The following is a 16,169-nucleotide window of genomic DNA, read 5'->3' on the forward strand; positions in this document are numbered from 1 at the left end:
TCCCCCATGCAAGTCACACCCCATCAGCATATTTCTACCGTGATGCAGGTCGCATCCGAGGCGCATGCAAACGGCAAGCCGCTGGCTTCCCGCCACGAAGACCTGATTCGGGACTCCTGGGTGCGTTGCGTGCACGAGCACGGGCTGGACCCCACGCGCATGCAGGAGGCCATCATCGTGCCGCAAGCCCGCTTGCGCGAGCACAAGGAGCAGATGGAGAGTCTTCTGCAAATTGCCCGCCACGGATTGGAGTCGCTCTACAGCAAGGTCTCGGGTCTGGGCTATGTGGTGTTGCTGACCGATGCACGTGGTATCACCGTGGACTTTCTGGGTGACCTGGTGTTCGAGCCCAGCCTGCGCCGAGCCGGCCTGTACCTCGGGGCGGATTGGAGCGAACACCATGCGGGCACCTGTGGCGTGGGCACCTGCATCAGCACCGGCCGTGCATTGACGGTGCATCTGGATGACCATTTCGATGCCACCCATATTCCGCTGACCTGCACCACGGCACCCATCTACGACAGCCTGGGCAATCTGAGCGCCGTGCTGGATATTTCACAGCTCAGTTCCTCGCAACCCAAGGAGAGCCAGCACCTCGCCCTGCAGCTGGTCACCATGTATGCGCACGACATCGAGAATGCGGCCTTCCTGCAGCGCCATCGGCGCGACTGGATCGTGCGGCTGGCCAGCGCCCCGCAGTTTCTGGAAGTGCAACCCGAATATCTGCTGGCCCTGGATGGGGCGGGGCGCATCATCGGCCACAACCGCCGTGCACAGTTGGGGCTGCAGGGCGTGAACCACGGCAAGCTGCTGGGGTCACCATGGGAAAGCCTGCTGAACGTTCCGTTTTCCCAAATCGGCCGCTACGTGATGGCGCAACCCATGGACCAGCGCGCGGTCATGTTGCGTGGCATGCACAGGGCACTGTTTCTGTCCGTCACACCACCACCACCGGTGCCACTGGTCGTGCGTGACGCGGCAATCGCACCCCTGCCGCAGCCGCTGGCATCCCTCTCTCTGGGCGACCCGGCGCTGGACCGACAGATCAAACGCGCGGCAATGCTGGTGAACTCCCCCATCAGCCTGCTCATCACCGGTGAAACCGGTTCGGGCAAGGAGTACTTTGCCAAGGCCATTCATGCCAGCAGCGTGCGCAAGCAGCGGCCCTTTGTGGCGGTGAACTGTGCGGCCATCCCCGAGGCGCTGATCGAGAGCGAGCTGTTTGGCCACATGCCCGGCAGCTTCTCTGGCGCCAGCGCCAAGGGCAAGCGCGGGCTGGTGCAGGAAGCCGACGGAGGCACCCTGTTCCTGGACGAGATAGGCGACATGCCCCTGGCGCTGCAGGCACGCCTGCTGCGCGTGTTGTCCGAGCGCGAGGTTCTTCCAGTGGGGGCACTCAAGCCCATCCCCATCAACATCCGCGTCATTGCCGCCACGCATGCACCCCTGGAAGCGCTGGTGCGCTCCGGCAAGTTCCGTGACGACCTGTACTACCGTCTCAATGGCGCCCATTTCAGTCTGCCGTCGTTGCGTGAGCGGGCGGACCGTGGTGCGCTGATTGGCCATATGTTGTCAGGCCGCACACTCACTGCGGCAGCGCTGGCACAACTGATGGCACATACATGGCCGGGCAATCTGCGGGAGCTTCGCAATGTGCTGGACTACGCCAGCAGCATGCGCGCGCACGGCGACATCGACACCGACGACTTGCCGCAACTGCGTGAAGCATCCGCCGTGCAGGCCGTGGCGCAGCCCCGTCCAGCCCCACGCTGCGATGCCGACGAGCTGCTGCTGCAGGCTCTGCGCGCCGCGCATTGGAACGTCAGTGCTCTGGCGCGCGAGCTGGGGCTGTCGCGCATGACGCTGTACCGGCGCATGAAGCGTGCAGGCATCGTGCCGAACAACCGTGAATAGCGGTGCAACAGGGTGACAACTGTCACCTGCCTGGCTGTTACACCTGTCACAGTGTGACAGCACGCCCTGCGTTCTGAGTCCATACAAATCAAGCACTTAGGCGCCGGACCGTTCTGGCATGGATATTGACTTGTATCAGTTGAGTCAGCCCATTTCGAGGCTGGCCATCCACAGGAGACAAGTTCAATGACAACCCCCTCGCAAAGGGCCAGCACTTGGCTGGCCGATTTTGGTGCTGCGCTTGGCAAGCGTGATCTGGATGCGGCGCTCGCACTGTTTGATGACGACTGCTATTGGCGCGACCTGGTCAGCTTTACCTGGAACATCTGTACCCAGGAAGGCAAGCCCGCAGTGCGCGACATGCTCGCTGCACGGCTGGCCGATGTGGCTCCGAGCCGCTTCACGCTGGAAGGCGAAGCGACCGAAGCCGGTGGCGTGATCGACGCCTGGTTCACCTTCGAGACACGTCTTTCGCGTGGGCGCGGCCATTTGCGGCTCAAGGACGGCAAGGCCTGGACCCTGCTCACCACCATGGTGGAACTCAAGGGCTTCGAGGAGAAGACCGGCACGCGCCGCATCAAGGGTGCGGAGCACGGAGTGCACAAGAACCGCAAGACCTGGATGGAGCTGCGCAACGAGGAGCAGGCCAAGCTGGGTTACAGCGAGCAGCCCTATGTGGTCATCGTAGGGGGTGGTCAGGGCGGCATCATTCTGGCTGCGCGCCTGCGCCGCTTGGGCGTGCCTACACTGGTCATCGAGAAGAATGCACGCCCTGGCGACAGCTGGCGCAACCGCTACAAGAGCCTGTGCTTGCACGACCCGGTGTGGTACGACCACCTGCCCTACATTCCCTTCCCGGACGACTGGCCGGTGTTCGCTCCCAAGGACAAAGTGGGTGATTGGCTGGAGATGTATGCCAAGGTCATGGAGCTCAACTACTGGGGCTCCACCACCGCCAAGAGCGCGCACTTTGACGAGGCCAAGGGTGAGTGGGTGGTGGAAGTGGATCGCGCCGGCGAGCTGGTGACGCTGCGGCCCAAACAACTGGTGTTTGCGCTGGGTGTATCCGGCTATGCCAACGTGCCCAAGATTGCCGGTGCAGAAACGTTTGAAGGGGAACAGCACCACTCCAGCAAGCACCCCGGCCCGGAAAAATACAAGGGCAAGAAAGTGGTGGTGCTGGGTTCCAACAACTCAGCCCACGACATCTGCGCAGCCCTGTGGGAGAACGGCGTGGACGTCACCATGGTCCAGCGCAGCAGCACCCACATCGCACCCTCGCAGGCGCTCATGGAGCTGGCACTGGGCGGGCTCTACAGCGAAGAGGCCGTCAAGAACGGCATAGACCACCACAAGGCCGACCTGATCTTTGCCAGCGTGCCCTACAAGATCATGCACACCTTCCACATCCCCGTGTATGAGGAGATGAAGAAGCGCGAGGCCGATCTCTATGGCCGACTGGAGAAGGCGGGCTTCATGCTGGACTTTGGTGATGACGGCTCCGGCCTGTTCATGAAATACCTGCGCCGCGGTTCGGGCTACTACATCGACGTGGGCGCGTCCGAGCTGGTGGCCAACGGCAGCATCAAGCTCAAGAGCCGGGTGAACATCGAGCGCATCAACCCCAAGTCGGTACTGCTCACCGATGGTACCGAGCTGCCCGCGGATCTGATCGTGTACGCCACCGGATTTGGCTCCATGAACCAGTTCCTGGCCGACATCGTCTCACCCGATGTGGCCAACCGCGTCGGCAAGGTCTGGGGTCTGGGCTCCAGCACCACCAAGGACCCTGGGCCATGGGAAGGCGAGCTTCGCAACATGTGGAAGCCCACCAACCAGCCGCAGCTCTGGATTCACGGCGGCAACCTGCACCAGAGCCGGCACTACTCGCAGTTTCTGTCCCTGCAACTCAAGGCCCGCTTTGAGGGCCTGGATACGCCGGTGTATCGGCAGGCTGCGGTGCATCACCTGCGCTAGCGCTTCACTTGAAGGCGACGGGCTTGCCAGCGTTGTCCTTGATGTCGCCCCAGGACTTCTGAATGGCGGCCACCACGGTGGCCGGCATCGGGACGTAATCCAGATCCGAGGCCGCCTTGCCGCCATTGGCGTAGGCCCAGTTGAAGAACTTCAGCACCTCGGCTGCATTGGCAGGCTTGTCCTGCTTTTCGTGCATCAGGATGAAGGTGGCTCCGCTGATGGGCCAGGCTTCCTTGCCTGGCTCATTGGTGAGGATCTGGTAGAACGACTTGCTCCAATCGGCGCCGGCAGCGGCCGCCTTGAAGGCTGCCTCGTCGGGATGGACGAAATTGCCCGACGCGTTCTGCAGGATGGCGTAGTTCATCTTGTTCTGCTTCACGTAGGAATATTCCACATAACCAATCGAATTGGGAATGCGGTTGACGAAGGCCGAAACGCCTTCGTTGCCCTTGCCGCCAGCACCAATGGGCCAGTTCACCGCCGTGCCTTCACCCACCTTGCTCTTCCATTCGGGGCTGACCTTGCTCAGGTAGTTGGTGAAGATGAAGGTGGTGCCGGAGCCGTCGGCGCGACGCACCTGCGCGATGTCCGTGTCAGGCAGTGCCAGCGTGGGATTCAAGGCTTTGATGGCAGGGTCGTTCCACTTGGCTACCTTGCCCAGAAAAATATCGGCCAGCACAGGGCCGGTGAGCTTCATCTGGCCGGGCTCAAGCCCCTTGATGTTGATGACAGGCACCACCCCACCCATGACCGTGGGGAACTGCAGCTGGCCTTTCGACTTGAGGACGTCGTCCGTGAGCGGCATGTCGGAGGCGCCGAAGTCCACGGTCTTGGAGTCAATCTGCTTGATGCCGCCGCCCGAGCCGATGGACTGGTAATTGACCTTTACGCCCGTGGCCTTGTTGTAGTCGGAAGCCCATTTGGCATAGACCGGTGCAGGGAAGCTGGCGCCAGCGCCTGTGACTTCCTGCGCGAATGCATGACCACCAGCGCAAAGGGTCGACAGCGATGCGGCGACAACCGATATTTTTTTGAATGTGAGATTCATGAGAACACCTGAGTAAAGGGAACCCGAAGGTAGTTTTCATGTATGTCAATTCAGTGACAACGGCGGCGCATTAAGTTCTGCTTAAGTAACCTGCGTCAAAGCATCCCAAAAAATGGCAGGTGTCGGGTGATAAATATCAATCGACGTCACCAGGTCGGCAGGGACACTCGTGTCACACCTTTAAGGGGATTGACATGAAATTGCTAACAGATCTGTTCACCACCGACTACGGAATCATGAGCATCAGCGGCATTGGCTTCATGCTGGGGATGGCGGTTTTCTTCCTCTGGTACTTCAAGCATAAAGTGAACGAGGCCGCCCGCAACAACGAAAAATAGCGGGTCGTGCAATCAGTCAGTCGACAAGCCGGCGAGGTTGATGATGCGGTAGGTACGGCCCTGCTTGTCCAGTGGTTCCAGAACTTTGTTGCGCACAAGCTGACTGACTTCCCTGCTGACGGTTTCCATCTTCAAATCGACCATCGCCCCGATGTCTTCCCGACTGAAGAGCGTGACGAGCTGCATGTCGGTGGGGCTTCGCATTTTCAGAATGAAATTGACAACGCGCTGGCGGGCAGTGCCGTAATTCAGGTCTGCCAACCAGTCCTCCGCTTCCTTTTGATTGTGGGACCACTTGCGCATCAGACTCTGATGCAGGCGCGGGGACTGCACGGCCAGCGACTGAATGATTTCCAGCGGTATCCGGCAGACGGATGCAGCGGTCAAGGCGACAACGCTCGTGTCGATCTTGCCGTGCACCAGCGCTTCCAGACCAATGACATCCCCCTGGCGCATTACCCGCACGATGCGTTCGCGGCCGTCGCTGGTCGTTCGCACCAGCTTGAACATTCCCGATCTCACGGTAAAGAGACCTGGCGCGCGGTCTCCTTCCTGCAGCAGCACCGAATCCACCGCATATTCCAGATCATCAATCGGGGCGTGAATCTTCGAGAAATCGGATTCATCCAAATCTGCAAACAGGACCATCTCCCTGATTGCACAGTTGCGGCAGTCCGATGTTCCTCGCCAGGCAGATGCGGTTTTGATGGGAATCACAAATAGACCTTCTTTGACTAACGGAATGGCGGGCGCGCCGATTCCCTGGTCCAGATGCTATCGACTTCCGATCAGATGGGTTTGATCTTCAACAGGTTGCCGCGCATGGCGGTCTGCTACTTCAGGCTCAAGAGCCACGTCAGGACATCGGCCTTTTCTTCGGGCGTGCATTCCCGCCCGATCACATCGTTGCAATTTCTGCGGAACCATTTTTCCGTCTTGGTGACATCGGTAAAGCGGCTTGGATTGGCTGCCGGTGCCATGGGCTGAATCACCTTGCCGGTCTTGACGTGCTTGCCCAGACCCGTGGGATCCGTGGTGTGGCAACTGGAGCATGACCATTCCCGTCCGTGCTTGGACACAAAGAAGTCATGCCCACTGCCGGGATTCGGCCGGATGCCCGAAAGCCTCACCAGCGTATCTACTTGCTTTGCCGGCGTTGTGTCTTCGGCATGCAGGTGCTGACTGAGCAGAATCAGGAATGCTGCAGTGAAAAGTCCTATGGTTGCGTTCATTCTGGCTCCAGAGAATGGGCCAGTCTACGTTGCCAAGAATTAAGTCAAACTTAATCTCGCCGACGCTCAATCGCCGCTACGCAAGCTACGTCTTTACGTTGCCTCCGAGTGAAAAAATGTAAAGAGCGAACAGGAGGCAATACCACTGAATTAGACTCGTGCGCCACTTCCGTACAGCTGCCTTTTGTATGCGAATTTTTATTGCTCTGAGTCTTCTGGGTCTGATTGCGTTTGACGCGCTGGCACAGTCGTCCGATCCGCCGTCGGCATTTCTGTTGAAGGAGATGCAGGAGGACCGGACAGAAGTGCGCATGGTCACTTCGCAGTTCGCACCCAACACCGCGAGTCCCTGGCATATCCACTCTGCGGCCGTGGCTATCTATGTTGAAACGGGAACCGGTGTCTGGGAGATTGAAGGAAAGCCACCGAAGACCGTCTCGGCCGGGCAGGGTTTGTTGGAGCCTGCGAACCGGAGGTCCCGAGTGATGAACAAACATGCCACGCAGGTACTCAAGCTGATAAGCTTTCAGGTCTCCGATCCGGCTCGACCTTTTTCCATTCAATACAAATAGTTCGGCATCTACCCATGACCGCGCCGTGAACCTTCTCCACCTCCTTGGCGTGCGCTATCGAACTTTTTGGGGTGAAAGGCTGTATCGATTTTCCTGGCTGGCAATGATCGTCTGGGCTGTATTGGCCGGGTTGATAGGCGCCTTGGCAACGCAAGCCTTTCGTCTGTCGCTGTACTGGGGAGACAGAGCCTTGCTTGGGCAGGGCGGCAGCATGGTTGCGCTGGCGCACAGTCTGAGCCCGGCGGCGCGCTTGTGTGTGCCTGCATTGGGCGGTCTGGTTGCTGGGCTGCTGCTGCAATGGATCAACCGCTTCAAGGAAAAGAACAGCATCAGCGACTACATGGAGGCCAGCACGATGGGAGACGGAAGCATCCCCGTGCGCCTGACTGTGGGGCGCAGTCTTTCATCGGTGGTGAGCATTGTCAGTGGTGGCTCGATTGGACGCGAGGGCTCCATGGTGCAACTGGCGGCCATGTGTGCTTCGTCCCTGGGCAAAGGGCTGCGCATGCCTGCCGACAAATTGCGCCTGCTGGTCGCCTGTGGAGCCGCAGCCGGTATTACGGCGGCCTACAACGCGCCTTTTGCAAGCGTCTTCTTCATTGCGGAAATCGTGCTGGGCTCCATTGCGCTGGATAGCCTGGGGCCGATCATCGTGGCGGCTGTGGTAGCCAACATCACCATGCGCGAATTCCCCGGCTATCAACCACCCTATGCCATCCCGAGCTTCCCCAGCATCCAGGGACCCGACGTGCTGCTGTTTGCATTGCTGGGTGTTCTTGCGGGGCTGGGGGCTGCGGTATTTTTGAGGGGGTTGGAAAGAAGCCGGAAACTCTTTGCCAGTCTTCCCGTGGCATTGCCCTTGCGCATGTGTCTTGGCGGACTGGTGGTTGGTCTTGTCTCCTGGTTCATCCCGGAGGTATGGGGCAACGGTTACAGCGTCGTCAACAGCGCGTTGCATTCCCAATGGAGCTGGACGCTGCTCTTTCTGCTGTTGGCCAGCAAGGCACTCGCCACCTTTGCCACGGTGGGTTCGGGCGCGGTCGGTGGGGTCTTTACTCCCGCCCTGTTCTTCGGCTGCATGCTGGGTGAGATCTATGGTCTGGGCGTGCAATCGCTTTGGCCCCAACTGGCATCCGCGCCGTTTGCCTACGGAATCGTGGGGATGGGAGCCTTTCTGGCAGGCTCCACGCAAGCGCCGCTGATGGCCATCCTCATGCTGTTTGAAATGACCTTGAGTTACCAGGTGATGCTGCCTTTGATGGTGGGGTGCGTGATGGCCTACTTCGTGGCGCGAGTGACCAATGCAGGCTCTATGTACGACATCACACTCCGGCGGCTGGTGCAGAGCGAGGAACGCCAGCGTTTGCGAAAGCTGCTGGTTCAGGACCTCATTCAGCCAGCCGAGACCGTAGTGGGCCAGGACGCGGATCTGGACAGCATGGCCCACCTGTTTGCGGCACATCCGGTGAAGTACCTTTATGTGGTTGACCCCCAGGGCGTGTACCAAGGCGTGGTGCCTTTGAGGAATCTGAATTCGGCGACGGCAGATCACAACCTGAGGGGCAACCGGGCCATCGACCTGCTCACCCAGGAAATCCAGCCCCTCACCAGCGATATGGATTTGAGTACCGCGTTTCGGCGCTTCATGGCGCATCAGGGTGAGCGACTGCCGGTCATCCAATCCGTAGACGAGCCCCGCCTGGTGGGTGTGGTGAAGAAGAGTGCCTTGCTCGAAACCTATGCACGACTAAGCATTTAGTGCGCGGACTTCCGTTGCATTGAGCTTGAAGGTCGCAACCACTGCTACCAATTCCTGCGCCTGGCTTTTCAGACTGCTCGCGGCTGCAGCCATCTGCTCCACCAATGCCGCGTTCTGCTGGGTCACCTGATCCATGCTTTGCACCGCCTCACCGATTTGGGATACGCCAGATGCCTGCTCGCTGCTTGCCGCGCTGATTTCTCCCATGATGTCGGTGACCCGGCGGATGCTGCCCACAACCTCGGTCATCGTACTGCCGGCCTTGTCCACCAGTGCCGTTCCTTGCTCGACGCGCTCGACACTGGCATTGATCAGGGACTTGATCTCCTTGGCAGCTTCTGCACTGCGCCCCGCGAGGGAGCGAACCTCACTGGCCACCACCGCAAAACCGCGTCCCTGCTCACCGGCACGGGCAGCCTCCACCGCAGCATTCAACGCAAGAATGTTGGTCTGGAAGGCGATGCCATCAATCACGCTGATGATGTCGCTGATCTTGCGACTGGAGTCAACGATGCCCTTCATGGTTTCCACAACCTGCCCCACCACCTCACCACCTTGCGTGGCAACAGCCGCAGCGTTTGCCGCGAGTTGATTGGCCTGGCGCGCAGCATCAGCGTTCTGCTTCACCGTGGAATTGAGTTCTTCCATGCTTGCCGCAGTCTCTTCGAGTGCGCTGGCCTGCTGCTCAGTACGCGACGACAGGTCGTTGTTGCCTTGCGCAATTTCCGAGCTGGCGGTTGCAACACCTTCGGAGCCGTTTCGCACCGACATCACAAGCTGTGCCAGGGATGTGTTCATTTTCCCGAGGGTACCCAACAAGGTGCCGAACTCGTCGCCCCGCTGCGTCGAAATGACAGCACTCAGGTCCCCGTGGGCAATGCGTATTGCATAGTCATTTGCCTGAGCCAGGGGTTCCTGGATAGAGCTGACCAGCCACCTGATTCCAAAAAATATGACCACAATGATCACCGCCAAGGCGATCAAGATCCCAAGCGTATTGTTGGCGCGCTGCTCTTCCGTTTGGGCAAGGATGTGCTCCATGTGTTGCTCCTGCAACTTCACGAAGTCCTTTTGTGCGCCAATGTAGAGGGCCATATTGGGCAGGTATTCGGACTGCATGACCTTGATTGCCTCGTCTCCATTCCCGTCGGTCTTGAATTGAAGCGCCTTGACTCTCAAGGCAATGACGGTTTTGCGCAAGTCCGATATCTTCTGCATCTGCGCCTTGTCCGCATCGTCCAACGGCATGGACTCGATCTTTTTCTGAAGCTCGGAAATCCTGGCGACCGTACTGTTTACAGAATCCTTGAACGCTGCGGAGATGGCAGGCTCGTTGCTGATCATCATCGCCTGGTTGCGAAAGGAGTTGCCCTCGGTCAAATTCGACCACTGGGTTGAAATCCTGATCATTTCTGCGGAGTTGTTTGCCGCTTCGCGGCCTTCTGCCAATATCCTTGCGCTTCGGGCTGTCCCCGCAAGCGCCACGGTCAGAATGGCGAGGACGACAACCGTCATGAACAGCCACAATTTTGTGGCGACTTTCATTGAAGCGAGATTCATTTTGTCCCCTTGTTGTGCCCGACGCGCCAATGCACGGCGGGTATTTAGAGGGACATTTTGCAGCATCTCCAGTTAGGAGTGCTTATCAGATCAGCGCGGTGTGTTGTATGTCAACCTGTCTGCTGCATCGATGCTGCCTGCGTCGTCCAATTCGATGGCCACCTGGGTGCAGACCGCGCGGCACAGCATGGCAACGCGCTCACTTTGCAGCTTGTAGTAAATCTGTACGCCTTCGCGGCGTTTGGACAGCACACCCTTGCGATGCAGGGTTGCCAGATGCTGGGACATATTGGGTTGCGTGGTGTCTATCAGTTCCAGCAGTTCGGAAACATTCTTTTCCTTTTCGCAGACGGCGCTGATGATCTTGAGTCGCATGGGCGTGGACAAGAGGGCAAACAGCTCCGCTGCTGATTCAAAGACGCGGTCTTGATTGATCGACTCATCCATAAGGTATCCGATAGAGGTAAATACGCCACTCGCATTTTAGGCACTCAGGCCCACGATGCTGACGCCAGTGAGAGAACGTCTTCCTGTGACATCTCACCCGGAATCGTCTGCTTCAGTATGCCCCGTTCTGAAACCAGGCACGTCAAAGGGATGATGCGCCGCTGTGTGAACTGCCCACGGAAACTGCTGTCGGCCAGCGCCACCGGGAAATGGAACTGATGGCTTTGCATGTAGTTGCCAAGCTTTGATCTGTCCGTTTCCGTGGCAACACCCAAAACACGCAAATTCCTGCCCAGGGTCTGCTGGTACAGCTTTTCAATGTGGGCGTTGTAACGCTGGCAAAAGGGGCACCAGGTGGCCCAGAAGACCAGAACTGCCGGCGTTCCAACCCAGGTCGAGGGTTGAAGCACACCGCCATCCAGCAAGGGAAGTGTTGGCCAGTCGATAGTGGCACTGCCCCCATCGGCCATGGCCAGCCCGGGCGTCCAGGCGATGGACATACCGCGCAAGATGTCCCTGCGCGACAAGTGTGCGGATGGTTTGTGTAGATCGGTCATGGCTCTGCCTGCTGCTCCATCAACAGATAGGTGTTGTAGGCGTTCATGTGGTTGGCGACCCGAAACAGCGGCATTTTTTCAAAGGCGGACCAGTCGGCCCTGGCATAGGCGTCCTCAAATGGCTCCAGATTCTTCGCAGCCTCGCCCATGGTCTTTCGCAGATACAGCAAATAGTCCCGCGTCATGGTCATGTCGGCCATGGGTTCGGAAGACGAGGGGCCGTGGCCGGGGATGACCAGTTTGGGTTGGTACTGCATCATCCGGTTGAGAGACGCAATCCACAGGCGACTGTCGGCCTGTCCAACGTAGGGAATGCGCCCGCGAAAGAACAGGTCCCCGGAAAACAGCACGCCGAGCTGGGGCACATAGACCACCACGTCTTCTACCGTATGCGCCGGTCCCACATGGCCGATGACGAAGTCAAAGGAGCCTACGCGCAAGCGCGTTTCCTTGTCTTCGAGCCAGCGGTCGGCAGGAACCAATCTGGTCTTGTCATCGATCCAGGGAAACAGCTCTGCCCGGCTGGCTTCCAGTCTCTTTTGCGCGGTGTCGGAGTTCAGGTATTCGCGGGCCTCCGTGTGCGCCAGTACCGTGGCGCCCGCGTCCTTGAATGCCTGCAAGCCATAAATGTGGTCGGCATGGTAGTGGGTGGCGATGACATAGCGCACCGGCTGCGGTGTGATGCGCCGTATTTCGGTCAACAGCTCCTTGGCAAGGGCTGGTGACCCCAACGCATCGACCACCACCACACCGTCGTCAGTGACCACAAAGCCCGCGTTGGATATGAAGTTACGGTTGGCAACACTGCCCAGTGCGGCCTGGCCCTGGACAAACCAGACGCGCTCCGCCAGTTGCACCGCCTTGAGCGGCGCCTCATCGGCATGGGCGCCCCAGAACCAGCACACACAGATGAGAACCCACAGGAGTTTTGCTTTGGCCATGGTTATTTGATTGCAAGCGATTCGGCAGCGGGATGCTGATCCATCAGCCTGTCCATGAGCGCACCGGCAAGCCACATGCCCGTGAGCGTCACAAACGAGGTCAGACTGAAGACCGATGTGCCCGACAGGCCTGCGCCGACGGCACAGCCACCGGCGAGCATGCCACCGAAGCCCATGCACATCGCACCCAGCAGGTAGCGGCGCATGCCCGCACCGCCTTGAAAACCTTCGAGCTTGAGCTCCCCCGACAGTGCTGCCGCAACAAAGGCACCCAGAAACACGCCGGGCACCAGTGCCAGGTCAAAGGTGGCAGGCTTGTCGGTGATGAACAGCACGCGAGACAGTACTTCGGCAGACGGGCCGGTAAAGCTGAGTGACTGGATGGGATGCGGGTCAAATGAAACCCGCGATATGGCATAGGTGGCCCACCAGGCGGCGGCAATCGTCAGCCCAACCCCTATGGCTCCCGCCCAGGCCCAGGTGGCCACACGCTGGCGCCGGGCCCACACGACCGCTGCAGCCAGCCACACCAGACCGAAGCACAGCGCACCTAAATGGCCAATGCCAGTCATGGCCAGCAGGTCGCGGGAGACACCACCGTCCACCGTCCACCATGCCGATATGACCTCGCGCACGGGAGACAACACACCGGTCCAGGCGGCTTGTGCCGCCACTGCAAATACCAGACCGGAAACCAATGAGCGCAGATTGCCTTGTGCGGCCAGCACCAGCAGCCGGCTGGAGCAGCCACGCGCCAGCGTCATGCCCATGCCGAACAATGCACCGCCTACGGCTGCCCCCGACAGGCTGCCTCGCGCTGAAATTTGCCGCGACTCGCTGGCATCAAACAGACCCAGAAGCGCCAGAGTTTGCGTGGCCAATACGGCGGTGGAAAACGCAAACAACCAGACCGTGAGCTTGCCACCGGTGAGGTTGCGTGCGAATTCAATGACGGCGGAACGCAGGCAGAAACGGGAGCGTTGCGCCAGGAAGCCAAACGCCGCACCCACCACCATGCCGAGCAGTGCCAGCGAATGGTTTTCGCCCAGGTACTCGACGGCACTTTCAATGAGCGAAGGTGGCATGCAGGATTCTCAGCAACGAGGCGTCAGGGTTTGATGTAGGCGTAGCCCTGCTGCTGCAACTTGACAAGGCGCACCACGCCAGAGGGCGTGAAGTCCACCTCCTGGATGAACTGGTCTTGCTTCAGGTTGCGGGTTTTCAGTGTGATTTCACAGACTTCAAAGGTGACTCCGCGGCTCTTCAAGGCAGAGACCGGGCCTGCATACAGGCTGCCGTTCTTGTCCTTGGCGCCTTCCATCAGGAAGTCGACACCGTTGGCATGGGTCACCACGATGATCTTGGCCGTTGGATCGGTGTCCAGATGGTTGCGGATATTGCGCAGACCTGCCAGCGCTTGGGAGTCTGCATCGCTGATGTGGTAGACCACCTTGTCCTGGCTCCAGGCCAGGCTGCTGGTAAGAAGTGCAAGAGCGATGGCAATCAGTCTGAGTAGTTTCATGGAATGCACCTTGTTGTAGAGCGTTTCAGAATTCAAGGGTATCGGCAATGGACCTTAACCCGGCCAGAGCGCAGTTGTCATCGGCATCACCCCCTGGCGCACCCGATACACCGATGCCGCCCAGAAGCGCGCCGCCGGCTTCAATGGGTTGCCCGCCACCGGCTGCCATGACATGTCCGTTGTTGCGGATGCCGCTCATGGGCATGCCCGCCTGTGTCTGCTGTGCCAATAGCGTGGTTGCCATTTTGAAACTGGCCGCAGTCCAGGCCTTCTGGCTTGCAAACTCCACCGTATGGGCGCCAGCAAACCGATCACGCACAAGCACCTGCAATATGCCGAAGCGGTCCACCACGGCCACCGAAACCTGATAGCCCGCATTGCGACACTGTTGCAGTGCTGCCTGTGCCGCAACCATTGCCGTCTCAGGGGTCAGCATTTTCACGGCGAAGCTTGCGCCCTCGTCTTTGCCCGCAGTCGCGCTTTGCATTGCACACAACATGGCCACGCTGACAAGCAACCGATGTGCGCGGCTGGGGAGCTGTTGCATGGCGGGCATGTCAGGCAATGCCGCTGTTGCCAGCCATGCCAATCAGCGTGGGTGTGTTGACAGCGCGGGCCTTGACATGGCCACCCGGTTGCGCCTTGAGCCAGGTCTCCACCACGTCCCATATCGGTTTGTTGCCGGGTGCGGTGCGTGCGGCTTCCGCCACGGGCGCCCATCCGGCAACCTTGTAGGTGCGTGATGCGTCCAGCGGCTTACCGCCCAACGTCATGCGGCTGATGCGTTGTCCCATGCGTTGGGTCGGCTCGCAGGTGTAGGCCAGACCACCCACGCGCACCATGTCGCCGCCTTGCTGGTAATAGGGGTCGGGGTTGAAGAGGTTGTCAGCCACATCTTCCAGAATGGTCTTGATGGTCTCGCCGGTCATCTCGGTCAGCGTGGCATAGGGGTAGGTAATGGCCAGCTGGTCCATCATCAGTTCGCGTGTGATCGTTTCACCTGGCAGCAGTGTGGTGCCCCAGCGGAAGCCCGGACTCAAGGCAATGTCGGCCCCTTGCACATCCATCAGTGCGTCACACACCAGCTGGTCCCAGCTGCCGTTGAAGTTCCCGCGGCGGTACAGCAGACCATCGGTGACTGCCAGCTTCTCGGCCAGCTTGGCGGCATAGGGTGCGCGCACTCTGTCGATCAGCGCTGCCATGGCTGGGTCGGCTGGGAGTTGATTGGCGAACACGGGCAGCAGGCGGTAGCGGAAGTCGGTAACGCCAGAGCTTCCCGCCTGGAAGTCCATGACACCGAGGAACTTGCCATTGCTTCCGGCATTGGTCACCAGGGTGGTGCCACCTGCGTTGGAAACCGGCACCGCGATCGGAACGCCATCGTGCGTGTGACCGCCAAAGATGGCATCCACACCGCGCACGCGCGAGGCCATCTTCAGGTCCACGTCCATGCCATTGTGGGACAGCACGACCACCACCTTCGCGCCTTTGGCACGCACTTCGTCCACCATCTTTTGCAGGTTGTCGTCCTGGATGCCGAAACTCCAGTCGGCCACCATGTAGCGCGGGTTGGCAATCGGTGTGTAGGGAAAAGCCTGACCGATGATGGCGACTGATACGCCGTTGATCTCGCGCAGCACATAGGGTTTGAAGACCGGATCGCCAAAGTCTGTCGTCTTGACGTTCTGGGCAACAAAGTCGATCTTGCCCTCAAAGTCTTTCTCGACAATTTCCTTGACCCGCTCCATCCCGTATGTGAATTCCCAGTGTCCGGTCATCACGTCCACACCCAGCAACTTGCATGCATCGACCATGTCCTGCGCCTGCGTCCACAGCGACGTAGCCGAGCCCTGCCAGGTGTCTCCGCCGTCCAGCAGCAAGGCTCCCGGCCGTGTTGCCTTGAGTTGCTTGACCAGCGTGGCCAGATGGGCGAAGCCGCCGACCTTGCCATACGAGCGCGAGGCCTTCTCGAAATCGATGTAGGTGAACGCATGTGCCTGGGCCGAGCCGGGTGCAAGACCGGCGGCTTTTAACAGGTTGTCACCCACCAGATGGGGGAGCTTGCCCTGCATTGCCCCTACGCCGATATTGACGCTGGGTTCGCGGAAATGGATGGGCATCAGCTGCGCGTGGCAGTCGGTCATGTGCAACAGCGATACGTTGCCAAAGCGGGGCAGGTCGTACAAGCCTTGCTGGGCCGTTGCGGCATCTGCATTGGCAAAGCGGCTCAGGTGCAGTCCGGCAACAGACGCTGCTCCCAGTACCTGGAGGAATTCACGTTTGGACAGGTTCATCGGTGCGC

The 16,169-nt window shown here is 59.6% G+C and carries 16 protein-coding genes; 5 read left to right on the top strand and 11 right to left on the bottom strand.

The window, feature by feature from the left end; translation table 11 throughout:
• Window positions 1–6 precede the first annotated feature (6 nt).
• The gene (locus AC1RMF_RS11340; RefSeq protein WP_493141530.1) at window positions 7–1,914 is read left to right on the top strand and encodes a sigma-54-dependent Fis family transcriptional regulator; all 1,908 of its coding nucleotides are present in this window, start codon (window positions 7–9) and stop codon (window positions 1,912–1,914) included.
• A gap of 186 nt (window positions 1,915–2,100) precedes the next feature.
• Window positions 2,101–3,891: an NAD(P)/FAD-dependent oxidoreductase gene (locus AC1RMF_RS11345; RefSeq protein WP_493141531.1), complete on the top strand. Its 1,791-nt coding sequence runs from the start codon at window positions 2,101–2,103 to the stop codon at window positions 3,889–3,891.
• 4 nt (window positions 3,892–3,895) lie between these two features.
• Here the strand turns inward: AC1RMF_RS11345 and pstS are convergent, their stop codons facing one another.
• Window positions 3,896–4,939: a phosphate ABC transporter substrate-binding protein PstS gene (gene pstS, locus AC1RMF_RS11350; RefSeq protein WP_493141532.1), complete on the bottom strand. Its 1,044-nt coding sequence runs from the start codon at window positions 4,937–4,939 to the stop codon at window positions 3,896–3,898.
• A gap of 194 nt (window positions 4,940–5,133) precedes the next feature.
• On the opposite strand from pstS, the gene AC1RMF_RS11355 reads away from it, so the two are divergent.
• Window positions 5,134–5,277, top strand: coding sequence for a DUF3149 domain-containing protein (locus tag AC1RMF_RS11355; RefSeq protein ID WP_342620006.1), 144 nt, complete (start codon window positions 5,134–5,136; stop codon window positions 5,275–5,277).
• Window positions 5,278–5,289: 12 nt separating this feature from the next.
• Here AC1RMF_RS11355 and AC1RMF_RS11360 read toward each other — a convergent pair whose 3' ends face one another.
• Window positions 5,290–5,994 (bottom strand): Crp/Fnr family transcriptional regulator, encoded by a 705-nt coding sequence (locus AC1RMF_RS11360; RefSeq protein ID WP_493141533.1) that lies wholly within the window; start codon window positions 5,992–5,994, stop codon window positions 5,290–5,292.
• Window positions 5,995–6,110: 116 nt separating this feature from the next.
• Window positions 6,111–6,509, bottom strand: a complete 399-nt coding sequence (locus AC1RMF_RS11365) for a DUF1924 domain-containing protein (RefSeq protein WP_493141534.1) — start codon at window positions 6,507–6,509, stop codon at window positions 6,111–6,113.
• A gap of 188 nt (window positions 6,510–6,697) precedes the next feature.
• Between AC1RMF_RS11365 and AC1RMF_RS11370 the strand changes: the two genes are divergently transcribed.
• Entirely contained in the window at window positions 6,698–7,081 is a 384-nt protein-coding gene (locus tag AC1RMF_RS11370) for a cupin domain-containing protein (RefSeq protein WP_493141535.1), read from the top strand.
• A gap of 25 nt (window positions 7,082–7,106) precedes the next feature.
• Window positions 7,107–8,840: a ClcB-like voltage-gated chloride channel protein gene (locus tag AC1RMF_RS11375; RefSeq protein ID WP_493141536.1), complete on the top strand. Its 1,734-nt coding sequence runs from the start codon at window positions 7,107–7,109 to the stop codon at window positions 8,838–8,840.
• On the opposite strand, the gene AC1RMF_RS11380 is transcribed toward AC1RMF_RS11375, so the two are convergent.
• The 8 genes from AC1RMF_RS11380 to soxB all read right to left on the bottom strand — a co-directional run bounded on the left by AC1RMF_RS11380 (window position 8,829) and on the right by soxB (window position 16,161).
• Window positions 8,829–10,400 carry a methyl-accepting chemotaxis protein gene (locus tag AC1RMF_RS11380; RefSeq protein WP_493141537.1) on the bottom strand — a complete coding sequence of 524 codons (1,572 nt, stop codon included), beginning with the start codon at window positions 10,398–10,400 and terminating at the stop codon, window positions 8,829–8,831. The genes AC1RMF_RS11375 and AC1RMF_RS11380 overlap by 12 nt on opposite strands.
• A 90-nt stretch (window positions 10,401–10,490) precedes the next feature.
• Complete coding sequence (locus AC1RMF_RS11385; RefSeq protein WP_342620012.1) at window positions 10,491–10,847, bottom strand: ArsR/SmtB family transcription factor; 357 nt, start codon at window positions 10,845–10,847, stop codon at window positions 10,491–10,493.
• A gap of 44 nt (window positions 10,848–10,891) precedes the next feature.
• On the bottom strand, window positions 10,892–11,404 hold the full coding sequence (locus tag AC1RMF_RS11390) for a TlpA disulfide reductase family protein (protein WP_493141538.1): 513 nt from the start codon (window positions 11,402–11,404) through the stop codon (window positions 10,892–10,894).
• Window positions 11,401–12,345 carry an MBL fold metallo-hydrolase gene (locus AC1RMF_RS11395; RefSeq protein WP_493141539.1) on the bottom strand — a complete coding sequence of 315 codons (945 nt, stop codon included), beginning with the start codon at window positions 12,343–12,345 and terminating at the stop codon, window positions 11,401–11,403. The genes AC1RMF_RS11390 and AC1RMF_RS11395 overlap by 4 nt, the downstream gene beginning before the upstream one ends.
• Before the next feature lie 2 nt (window positions 12,346–12,347).
• Window positions 12,348–13,430, bottom strand: coding sequence for a YeeE/YedE family protein (locus AC1RMF_RS11400; RefSeq protein WP_493141540.1), 1,083 nt, complete (start codon window positions 13,428–13,430; stop codon window positions 12,348–12,350).
• Window positions 13,431–13,453: 23 nt separating this feature from the next.
• Window positions 13,454–13,867, bottom strand: coding sequence for a DsrE family protein (locus tag AC1RMF_RS11405; RefSeq protein ID WP_493141541.1), 414 nt, complete (start codon window positions 13,865–13,867; stop codon window positions 13,454–13,456).
• Window positions 13,868–13,892: 25 nt separating this feature from the next.
• The gene (locus AC1RMF_RS11410; RefSeq protein ID WP_493141542.1) at window positions 13,893–14,423 is read right to left on the bottom strand and encodes a GlcG/HbpS family heme-binding protein; all 531 of its coding nucleotides are present in this window, start codon (window positions 14,421–14,423) and stop codon (window positions 13,893–13,895) included.
• A gap of 1 nt (window position 14,424) precedes the next feature.
• Window positions 14,425–16,161 (bottom strand): thiosulfohydrolase SoxB, encoded by a 1,737-nt coding sequence (gene soxB / locus AC1RMF_RS11415; protein ID WP_493141543.1) that lies wholly within the window; start codon window positions 16,159–16,161, stop codon window positions 14,425–14,427.
• Between the last annotated feature and the right edge of the window lie 8 nt (window positions 16,162–16,169).

Source organism: Rhodoferax sp. GW822-FHT04A08 (assembly GCF_058801025.1).

Coding starts and splice junctions, on each gene's coding strand:
- AC1RMF_RS11355 (WP_342620006.1), top strand. CDS start 5,134: ATGAAATTGCTAACAGATCTGTTCACCACCGACTACGGAATCATGAGC.
- AC1RMF_RS11380 (WP_493141537.1), bottom strand. CDS start 10,400: ATGAATCTCGCTTCAATGAAAGTCGCCACAAAATTGTGGCTGTTCATG.
- AC1RMF_RS11370 (WP_493141535.1), top strand. CDS start 6,698: ATGCGAATTTTTATTGCTCTGAGTCTTCTGGGTCTGATTGCGTTTGAC.
- AC1RMF_RS11395 (WP_493141539.1), bottom strand. CDS start 12,345: ATGGCCAAAGCAAAACTCCTGTGGGTTCTCATCTGTGTGTGCTGGTTC.
- AC1RMF_RS11390 (WP_493141538.1), bottom strand. CDS start 11,404: ATGACCGATCTACACAAACCATCCGCACACTTGTCGCGCAGGGACATC.
- AC1RMF_RS11400 (WP_493141540.1), bottom strand. CDS start 13,430: ATGCCACCTTCGCTCATTGAAAGTGCCGTCGAGTACCTGGGCGAAAAC.
- soxB (WP_493141543.1), bottom strand. CDS start 16,161: ATGAACCTGTCCAAACGTGAATTCCTCCAGGTACTGGGAGCAGCGTCT.
- AC1RMF_RS11340 (WP_493141530.1), top strand. CDS start 7: ATGCAAGTCACACCCCATCAGCATATTTCTACCGTGATGCAGGTCGCA.
- AC1RMF_RS11345 (WP_493141531.1), top strand. CDS start 2,101: ATGACAACCCCCTCGCAAAGGGCCAGCACTTGGCTGGCCGATTTTGGT.
- AC1RMF_RS11410 (WP_493141542.1), bottom strand. CDS start 14,423: ATGCCCGCCATGCAACAGCTCCCCAGCCGCGCACATCGGTTGCTTGTC.
- pstS (WP_493141532.1), bottom strand. CDS start 4,939: ATGAATCTCACATTCAAAAAAATATCGGTTGTCGCCGCATCGCTGTCG.
- AC1RMF_RS11365 (WP_493141534.1), bottom strand. CDS start 6,509: ATGAACGCAACCATAGGACTTTTCACTGCAGCATTCCTGATTCTGCTC.
- AC1RMF_RS11405 (WP_493141541.1), bottom strand. CDS start 13,867: ATGAAACTACTCAGACTGATTGCCATCGCTCTTGCACTTCTTACCAGC.
- AC1RMF_RS11385 (WP_342620012.1), bottom strand. CDS start 10,847: ATGGATGAGTCGATCAATCAAGACCGCGTCTTTGAATCAGCAGCGGAG.